2 protein-coding genes and 1 pseudogene are annotated in these 2,517 nt (G+C 69.4%); 2 read left to right on the top strand and 1 reads right to left on the bottom strand.

Features of this window, described 5'->3' with window-relative positions; genetic code table 11:
• The coding region (locus AQI95_RS42145; RefSeq protein WP_067136555.1) for a hypothetical protein at window positions 1-373 on the top strand (373 nt) is incomplete at its 5' end.
• Between the two features lie 145 nt (window positions 374-518).
• On the opposite strand, the gene AQI95_RS42140 is transcribed toward AQI95_RS42145, so the two are convergent.
• Entirely contained in the window at window positions 519-1,637 is a 1,119-nt protein-coding gene (locus tag AQI95_RS42140) for a DUF6183 family protein (RefSeq protein WP_067136553.1), read from the bottom strand.
• A gap of 359 nt (window positions 1,638-1,996) precedes the next feature.
• Here AQI95_RS42140 and AQI95_RS48570 point away from each other — a divergent pair.
• Window positions 1,997-2,517 (top strand): annotated as a pseudogene (locus tag AQI95_RS48570) (hypothetical protein); the annotation flags it as partial.

Raw genomic sequence — 2,517 nt, 5'->3', positions numbered from 1 at the left:
TGCGGCGGCGGCCCGCTGCACGGTCACCGTCTGCCGCGGCTGCTGCTGCGGTACGCCGAAGATCCCCGGCCTGGACCACGCCGGGCAACTCGCCCAGCTACGCCGGGCACTCGCCGACAACGCCCAGGTGAGGGTGACCGGCTGCCTGGACGCCTGCGAGCACGCCAACGTCGTCGTCGTCCAGCCCACCGTCGCAGGACGGGCGGCAGGCGGGCGGCCGGTGTGGCTGGGCCTGGTCAACGACCCTGACGCCGCCGACGACATCGCCGCGTGGATCGCCGCCGGCGGCCCCGGACTTGCCGACCCGCCCGGCATCCTCGACCTGTACGAGTTCACCCCCTCCCGCCGCATCCGCCAGGCCGCCGAGGACTGACCCGACCCGGCAATGGAGTTCCGGAACGTTGGGTCGTCGACCGAGATCGAACCTGTCCGCCCGGAGGGTTTCGTGACTCCTCGACGGCAAGATCCTGCCGATGGAACGGATCGCCGCACAGCAGTACTGACAGCTCCCGGCGTTCCTAGTCGGTGTCCGTCGCCGCCAGCACGGCTATCCGGCGGCGGTCGGGGGAGAGCGCGGCTATGCCGTAGTCGGAGCCGATGTCGTTGTGGAACCACTCTGCGTCGGCTTCGAAGTGGAGCCACGTACTCTGCCGGGCGTGCTGCTCCACGTCCGGCGCGCTTGCGTCCGCCGGAGCGCCACTGAGGCCTGCCATCGAGCGCCACGCCCACAGCCTTCCGAAGGCACCGTGCACGCCGGAGCTGTAGATGCCTCCCATCGACGCGGTTTCGAAGAGCAGGTGCCAGACCTCTTCCATCGGGCGGACCGCGACCTCGAAACGATCCGTCGGACCGAGTCCGTCCACGCAGGCCATGGGCAGGGTCGGCAGCAGGGCGGGAACCTGGTCGGGCGTGACGGGCTGGTCCAGCAGGAAGACCCACGCTCCGCAGTCACCCCAGTCGCCCGCCTGCGGAGCAGCGACGATCGTCTCGTACACGTCCACAGTGGCGGCGTCCTGGAGGGCGGACGGTTCGGATGAGCGTGGTGCAGGCGGATCCATCCGGCCCGTGGTGGGGAGCTGGGACGACACTCCGCTGGCGGAGCCGCGCAGGGAACGGCCGGGAAATCTCACGCCGGCTTCGAAGTCGCGTCGGTGCGTCGGTAGCCATGCCAGGGGGTGCCAGCCGGGTCGTACAACGGTCCAGTCGCGCAGGGGCCCGCGGGTGTCGGTGTCCGCGCCGCGGAGCAGCAGCTCGTGGAAGAGGCAGGCGCGCAGTTCGTCCAGCTGCCTCCACTCACGTCGGTCGAAGACGGTGGCGATCAGGTCGGGGACGTTCTGATGCTCTGCGAGCAGCGAGGCGACGAAGGGAGTCCGCAGGTCGGGGTGCGTTCCTGCGTGGGGTTTGTCCTCGAGGAGTCGCAGCAGCTGTGTCAGGCTGTCGCGGCCGGGCGTGAGCGCGAGCACGCGTATGACGTGGGCGAGTTGGCGTTCGTAGTCCCGTGCCTTTTCGAGGGCCTCGGCGTGCCGGTCGGCCAGCTGTGAGCCCAGCCTGCGTACGAACGAGGGGTCACCTTGCGCGGCGCGCTGCTCGGCTTGGCCCCATACGAGGGGGGCCAGGTTCTCCTCGGGCTCTTCCATGATCCTGAACTGTACGTCGACGCCGTGGCCGGTGTTACCTCTCGGGGGCGAGCGCAGGGGCGGAGCCAGGGGTAGTGATCCGCAGGTTCAAGGTCGGATGGCCTTCATATGTAGCATCTGCCAGCCAATTCTGTGTGATCAACCGGTAGTTGCGGTTCTGGCGGACTGTTACTGTCCGCGTCTGCGAGCCGCGTTGAGCGCCGACTCGTACGGGTCCGTCTCCTGCCGTCGAAGGCTCCCCAGCCGCCCCCGGACCCGTGGCGGCCGCTTCCCCCAACGCGGTCGGTTCTTCTCCTGCACGGCATTTCTCCGCGCTGCCTCCCCCGTACGCAGCGCTGCGATCAGAGAGGAAGAGTCCGATGAAGACCACATTCCTGCCGCGCCTGATGGCCGGCAAGGCGCTGGTGACAGGCGCCCTGTTGGCCCTGGCGGTGCCCGGGATCGCGTACGCCAACACCATGAGCGTGACCGTGAGAACCCCGGGAGCCACCGCCGGGCCCGCCACCACCTTCTCCGAGATCTCGACCCACGCGGACTGCGGCAGCGGTCTCGTCTCCGGCGGCGGTCTCGATCAGGCCATCGGCACCGGTACGTCGTCCAACGGCAACCACATCATGGGCACCGAGCCCAGCTCGGACGGCACCACCGAGTACACCGGCACCACCGGTGTCGTCGGCACCGACAACACCCACTGGCTCGGCATCGGCGGCAGCGGCGGCGCGGTGAACAGTTCGTTCTCCACGACCCCGTACGCGGTCTGCTTCACCAGCAACCTGATCAACCACACCCAGATCGTCATGGACAAGGCCGCCGGGCCGACCGCCGCCGCGACGCCGGTCGCGGTCACGGCGACCTGTCCGGCCAACACCGTGCTGCTCGG

This window comes from Streptomyces yokosukanensis, from assembly GCF_001514035.1.
GTDB classification, from domain to species: Bacteria; Actinomycetota; Actinomycetes; order Streptomycetales; family Streptomycetaceae; genus Streptomyces; species Streptomyces yokosukanensis.
Note: the sequence above shows the minus strand (reverse complement) of the source record. Positions and strands in the feature narration are given on the sequence as shown.